Source organism: Treponema sp. OMZ 805, from assembly GCF_050937395.1.
Taxonomy (GTDB): Bacteria; Spirochaetota; Spirochaetia; order Treponematales; family Treponemataceae; genus Treponema.
The window spans coordinates 1-3,820 of sequence record NZ_JACCLP010000025.1 but is presented as its reverse complement, the minus strand read 5'-3'; the positions used below and the strand labels follow the sequence as shown (position 1 = coordinate 3,820).

Annotated in this window: 10 protein-coding genes; all 10 read right to left on the bottom strand. The window is 40.5% G+C overall.

Annotation, left to right across the window (positions count from 1 at the left end; all coding sequences use genetic code 11):
• Positions 1 to 74: 74 nt before the first annotated feature.
• Positions 75 to 341 carry a hypothetical protein gene (locus HGH47_RS11950; protein WP_432912613.1) on the bottom strand — a complete coding sequence of 89 codons (267 nt, stop codon included), beginning with the start codon at positions 339 to 341 and terminating at the stop codon, positions 75 to 77.
• Positions 342 to 381: 40 nt separating this feature from the next.
• Positions 382 to 687 (bottom strand): hypothetical protein, encoded by a 306-nt coding sequence (locus HGH47_RS11945; RefSeq protein ID WP_432912610.1) that lies wholly within the window; start codon positions 685 to 687, stop codon positions 382 to 384.
• A gap of 100 nt (positions 688 to 787) precedes the next feature.
• Positions 788 to 1,015 carry a hypothetical protein gene (locus tag HGH47_RS11940; protein WP_432912607.1) on the bottom strand — a complete coding sequence of 76 codons (228 nt, stop codon included), beginning with the start codon at positions 1,013 to 1,015 and terminating at the stop codon, positions 788 to 790.
• Entirely contained in the window at positions 1,012 to 1,272 is a 261-nt protein-coding gene (locus HGH47_RS11935) for a hypothetical protein (protein WP_432912605.1), read from the bottom strand. The genes HGH47_RS11940 and HGH47_RS11935 overlap by 4 nt, the downstream gene beginning before the upstream one ends.
• Positions 1,265 to 1,975 carry a hypothetical protein gene (locus tag HGH47_RS11930; RefSeq protein ID WP_432912602.1) on the bottom strand — a complete coding sequence of 237 codons (711 nt, stop codon included), beginning with the start codon at positions 1,973 to 1,975 and terminating at the stop codon, positions 1,265 to 1,267. The genes HGH47_RS11935 and HGH47_RS11930 overlap by 8 nt, the downstream gene beginning before the upstream one ends.
• 1 nt (position 1,976) lies before the next feature.
• Complete coding sequence (locus tag HGH47_RS11925) at positions 1,977 to 2,198, bottom strand: hypothetical protein (protein WP_432912599.1); 222 nt, start codon at positions 2,196 to 2,198, stop codon at positions 1,977 to 1,979.
• A gap of 16 nt (positions 2,199 to 2,214) precedes the next feature.
• Complete coding sequence (locus HGH47_RS11920) at positions 2,215 to 2,418, bottom strand: hypothetical protein (RefSeq protein ID WP_432912596.1); 204 nt, start codon at positions 2,416 to 2,418, stop codon at positions 2,215 to 2,217.
• A gap of 7 nt (positions 2,419 to 2,425) precedes the next feature.
• Positions 2,426 to 3,070: a DUF2786 domain-containing protein gene (locus HGH47_RS11915; RefSeq protein ID WP_432912593.1), complete on the bottom strand. Its 645-nt coding sequence runs from the start codon at positions 3,068 to 3,070 to the stop codon at positions 2,426 to 2,428.
• Complete coding sequence (locus HGH47_RS11910; protein ID WP_432912591.1) at positions 3,060 to 3,443, bottom strand: Mor transcription activator family protein; 384 nt, start codon at positions 3,441 to 3,443, stop codon at positions 3,060 to 3,062. Before HGH47_RS11910 ends, HGH47_RS11915 begins: the two co-directional genes overlap by 11 nt.
• The coding region (locus tag HGH47_RS11905) for a phage protein GemA/Gp16 family protein (RefSeq protein ID WP_432912588.1) at positions 3,440 to 3,820 on the bottom strand (381 nt) is incomplete at its 5' end. The genes HGH47_RS11905 and HGH47_RS11910, both read right to left, overlap by 4 nt.

Below are 3,820 nucleotides of genomic sequence, written 5' to 3'. Positions count from 1 at the left end.
AGTCTTTTCGCCTTTCTTTATTTTTTCAAACCATTCTTTTTTAAGCGGGAAACAAAGCATATTTACCTTCTCCTTTAATCCATCAGCTTTTTAATATCTTCCGGTTTTGCACCGACGCTGATAAGCAGCAATGTACAATAGCCGATGATGTCGGCAACGTCATTGATACGCGGGGTGCTTTCAGTATTTGCCATAATACGTCCGAGCTTATCGTCAAGGCGTATCAGAATAGAATTAACCGCATCGCCTTTGTAAAAAATCTGTTCCGGGTTTAATGCGGAATCTCCATACTTTTGATTTTTGTATAACAGTAAGTCCCGCATCGCTCCCGTAATTGCCATGATTTTCTCTTGAGTTTCTGTCATGGTGTTCAACTGCATCTTATTTATTCCCTTCCGTTGATGAGACGTCCCAATGTTTTTTTATTCGGTTAAAAACATTTTCCGCGGTTAAATAGCCTAAAACGTCGTCATCATGCTGTTCCATTTCTTCTTTTGTCATAAGTCCTTGTATTTCCAATAAGTCGCCCTTTGAACCATAAGAATTTGAAAACTCAATGACAGAGCAAATAACAGCATCTTTTTTCGGATATGCTAATAAATATCCGTCAAAATGCTTCGGCTTCCACCAAAAAGGAATATTCGCTTTTGTGAGCATATCCTTTAATCTAAGGATTTCGTTATACATAGTTTTTTCCCCCTGCGCTTTTCACCTCCAGTATTTCAAAGGCTCTTAAAAATTGGCTATGTGCAACTTTTACAAGTGTGCCTTTCAGAACAATCATCTTTTATTCCTCCTTTAGTTTTTCATACATCTGTTTAATAACAGACAGTACATATTGAAATACTTCAGGATTTTGTTTTTCAAGTTCGGCTATCTTTAAAAGAATGTCCAGCTCTGTATTCAAGCTCTTTAATTTCCGATACCGCCTTTTTTCAACCAAATGTAAATTCAGTAAAAATGCTACCAAACAAGTCACTAATATATTTAGGATACAAGATACAACCTCTTTCATTTGATTCCTCCCTTTATTTTTTCGTACTCATATTTTTTACCGCAAAAAGGGCAATAGGAAAAAATAATATCTGCTTTTGTTTTGTTTTTACAAAAATCACCTGACTTAGTATGCTTACGATAATGATAACAGCCATTCATAAAATGCTGCAGCTGTAGCTCACTATCTATGCTATACGAAACACCTTGTAGCATTAATTTATCATCCTCATATTTCTCCTGCAAAAGTCTTGTAACAGTTTCAATACAATTACACATTTAATGCCTCCTCATCTAAAATAAATTCCCGAATAAACCTATTTGCATAAATGGGAGAAATAAAGTTTCTCATTTCTTCTCGTGTCATAGTTTCATCGCTTATTACTTTTTCGACAGTCAATTTGACTTCGTTTTTGATATTTTCAAAACAAAAATTTTGTTCAGGACTGCAATTTATAAAGTAATATTTAGTTGGCTTTTTATATACATCTCCTCTCATAGTACGATCTACGTCAATGATGTTCGGTTTTAAGGGAAAATATTGAGTTAAAAAATGCGGCTGTGTATATGGATTTTCAACAATAAGTCTCAACCGGTAAGATAATGCAACCATGCATAATTTACATAACATATCATAATTCTTGCTTATTCCATTAACGATGTCTCGTGAATAATCCAATTTTTTGAAATTATCCCAGTTACGAGATTGCGGCATTTCACACCGTGCATTTAGTTGTACACGACAGGAAAATCGAGTACATGGAAAAAATGCAAAAATCAAATCATTAGTAGAAATATGATAAAAAATTGACATTTTTCCCGTGTAGGCTTTTTGAATTTCATCAAATAAGTCTATTTGATAATCTGTTTGATTAAAATGATTTAATATATCACAATCTACAGCCGGTATACCGAACTTCATAAATTCGTTTTTAAATGTTCCGGTTTGCTCGAAAAAACACCATGCTTTATTTATTTTCATTTTATCTTCCCTCCAGTATTTCAAATGCGCGTAAAAATTGGCGATTACAACTGATACAATCGCCTTTGTTCCACTCATACTTGTGTCCATAGACGACCTCATCTTCGAGGATGAGCGGAAAGAATACTTCCCGTTCAGTGTTAAAGGTTTCGCCTACGCGGGCGGTAAATGCTCCATACCGGCTATGTACAACCTTTACCAGAGTACCTTTCAGAACAATCATCTTTTATTCATCCTCCCTATTCTGTTTCTAAAAGCGTGGTAATTTGCGCTGGGGTAAGTCCCAGCGCGTTAAGCGTCATAATGGCAACGACCGCAGCGGCTTCCTTTCCGGCATAATTAAGACTGTTCACCGCATGTGATATTTGCCCAACACTTAATTTTATGTATTCGGTTTCTTCCATGTACGGCGGCTTTTTACCATTTAGAAAAATCGTTTTCATACGTTGTTTATCCCTCCAAGTAGCCGTTGCGGGCGGTTGCTTGCCGGTGTAATGAAACGGTGCCGCCGTCAGCTACGCCGCGATTAAAGGCTTTACCACTATGGGTTGTCTTCAGTTCACGCCTCTTTATAATGCCGAATTCGTTTTCCGCAGCCTTTTTCACCGCAAGCAATTTATGTTCACGCTCAGGAGCCCATGATACTTTCTGCCCCAATTCATATATCCGAATTGCTAACCGACAGACGATCCCGAAGCGGTATTGATTTTTGTATTTCAGCGTATTGCGCTTACGCACGTTCTGCTTAACCATCCGGTCTATCGTTTTACTTAAATAGCCGTACATCTCTTTTGCCATAAATGCATCGAATGATTCTCCGTAAAAAATCATTTGACTGCTTGAAACATCGCGTAATGCCTCACAGGCATACAGCGATGCAACGGTGTTCGCAAGCGTTGACCGCCATGCCGATTCCCGTTTTGTTGCTTTGACCGTCTGCGACGCATACACGCATTCGGCTTCCGTTATGCGGTATGCTTCCATCAGCTCCTGCGCTTTTTGTAATGCTGCCATTGCCTCGTTTTCATTCGGGCTTTTTGACAGCGCCAAAAGCTTTTTAATCCGTTTTTTTACCGTTTCCAAATCAGTGTTCATAAAATAATTCTCCCGGTTCAAATGGTCTTGAGTACGGCACGTCCAGTTTGACAGGATCGGTGCTTGCACTGGCGGTTTCATCAGGCGGGGTGATGCCGGCTTTCAAAAGGGCGCGACGCTCGGCTGTTAGTTTGTGTTCTATCTTGCGGATGTAGGACTTGGTATAGCGGTATTTTTCCGCAAGGTCGGCGTAGGTGGCTCCGGCGCGGAGCTCTGCAAAGATTTGACGGTGCTGCTCGGCAAGTCCGATTCTTTTGGGGAAATAAAAGCTACTGCCTTCAAAAAATTCAAAGACTTTCCGGGCATTGTCCTTACCGATGAGTAATTCCAGCTGTTCAAGCGTTTCGTTCGCTTCATAGATGCTGTCGGTCACTGCTTTGCGCCTTCACTTTGGGGATGGGGCGGACGGTCAGGATTGAACCCCGCTTTTTTTGCAATGTCCCGCAAGGCAAGGATCACCTTGGTAGCCTTTTCTTTGCTGATCCATTCGATCTGCGTAACCCCTGCAATGCGCTGGAGCATCGCTTGTAAAGAAGCCTCGTCTTTTGCCCTGCTTGCCAAATCCCATAATCCCCGGATGTAATACTCCTGCCGTGCGCTAATCCAATCGCCATTACGGCCATTTTGCGGCGCGGTCTTTTTTAAGCCGCTTTGTGCCGCTTTACCGGCGGTTACTTTGAAACCGAGCTTTGCAAAGGCTTTCAGCACATCGTTATACTGTTGCCATGTTTTAATATCGCGTGCCGATTG